3 protein-coding genes are annotated in these 1,752 nt (G+C 45.6%); all 3 read right to left on the reverse strand.

From position 1 onward, the window contains the following. Positions 1-452: aldo/keto reductase (locus WBV27_RS05800; protein ID WP_424200238.1), on the reverse strand; the 452-nt coding region annotated here is incomplete at its 3' end. 45 nt (positions 453-497) lie between these two features. Beyond that, entirely contained in the window at positions 498-953 is a 456-nt protein-coding gene (locus WBV27_RS05805; RefSeq protein WP_424200240.1) for a MerR family transcriptional regulator, read from the reverse strand. Between the two features lie 193 nt (positions 954-1,146). Next, a partial coding sequence (locus tag WBV27_RS05810; RefSeq protein WP_424200242.1) for a PTS transporter subunit EIIC occupies positions 1,147-1,752 on the reverse strand: 606 nt, incomplete at its 5' end.

A 1,752-nucleotide genomic window follows, 5' to 3' on the forward strand; every position in this document is an offset into this window, starting at 1 on the left:
ACTTTGTTGAATGCCGCCAAATCCACCGCACGGTCGACAGCGAAGTTGGAAACGCCGATTGCACGGATTTTCCCTTCCTCCTGCAATTCCTCCATGGCTCTCCAAGCTCCATGGACATCACTGTAAGGCTGGTGGATCAAAAGCATATCGACGTAAGCCAACCCCAGACGTTTGAGCGACCGCTCGAACGAAGCTTTCACGCCTTCGTAGGAAACATTTTCCACCCAAACTTTTGTCGTCACAAATAGCTCTTCGCGCGGCACGCCGGAGTTCGCGATTCCGCGTCCGACAGCTTCTTCGTTCATGTATGACTGAGCCGTATCGATGTGACGGTAGCCCGCCTTGATTGCTGCAATGACGGCTTGTTCTGCTTCAACAGGATCGGTGATCTGAAAAGTACCGAAGCCTAAAACTGGAATCTCCACGCCGTTGTTTAATTTTACTGTTTGCATATTATTGCCTCCAAATGGTTTATTTACTACACTGCTTACTCTAAACTATGAAGTATGCTCCACAGCAAGCGTTAATTCCTTATTTTTGAAATGTTTCATCGTCCAAAGTTCTTCGACCTCGTCATCATTCATTTCGCCGGCATTGATTTTTGCGACATGGTCATCAAACGTCTCGATTTTGTACTCCAGCAAATCCCTTGCCTGCATCATCTCTTCCAACTTGGCATTTATCTCCATCAGTTGATCCTTCAGAATCTGTTTTTGCGCATCCCGCACATTATCCTTTGATTGCGCCAATGTCGCGAACTCTACCAGCGACTCGATCGACAAACCGGCTTTCCGCAAACTCTTTGCCAGAAAAATCCAATTGAGATCGCGTTTCGCGTAAATGCGATAACCATTCTTGTCGCGCGTTATCGGCGGAATCACGCCGACCCGTTCGTAATATCTGATTGTATCGATCGGCAGACCAAATAGTTGCGATACTTCTTTGCTGTTCATCCTCTTCACTTCTCTCTCATGCTTAGTCTATGTTCATATTATAAACCATGGAGTGGACTTCATGGCAAATCACGGGATTGAAGGGTCAACAGGCATCATTCCAAAAAAAATCCCCGCTTCAAATTGCACACGCATAAAGCGCACAATCAGAAGCAGGGGTTATTTTCACTTGTCAGCCATCAATAAGCTGTTTTTAGAATGTATCATCCTTCTTGTATCCAAAAAACCAAGTTAGTGCAAAGGAGACACTGAACGCTACGAGATTGACAAGAATGTAATACGGCAATTGTTCATTTAAATACAACAATGTTCCAGGGATTCCCGTCAATGCCATTCCGGTTGCGCGCAGATTCAATAGCGAAGCCAGGAATCCACCCACACCACCACCTATCATCGACATCACAAACGGTCTTACCAGTCGCAAGGTCACTCCGAAAACAGCCGGCTCAGTAATACCTAACGCTGCCGAAAAAGCTGATGGATAAGCAATTTGTTTAATTTTTGGTGAGGTTGTCTTGATTGCAACTGCCAAAACCGCACCAGCCTGTGCTATGTTCCCGCAAGTTCCGATAGGATTGAGCATATTCCAGCCAGTTTGACTCAACATACTGATTTCCAGGAAATTCAGAATATGATGGATACCGAAAATGCCAAGCAGTTGCCCAAAGCTTCCGTAAATCAATCCGCCAATTCCGAAAGGTAGTGTCAACAAGGCTTCCACTACATGCAATACACCCAATTCAACTTCATGGAATACCGGGCCAATGAAGAACAGCGCAATAATCAGTCCAAGAAGCAA

Source organism: Trichococcus sp. (genome assembly GCF_049589555.1).
GTDB lineage: Bacteria > Bacillota > Bacilli > Lactobacillales > Aerococcaceae > Trichococcus.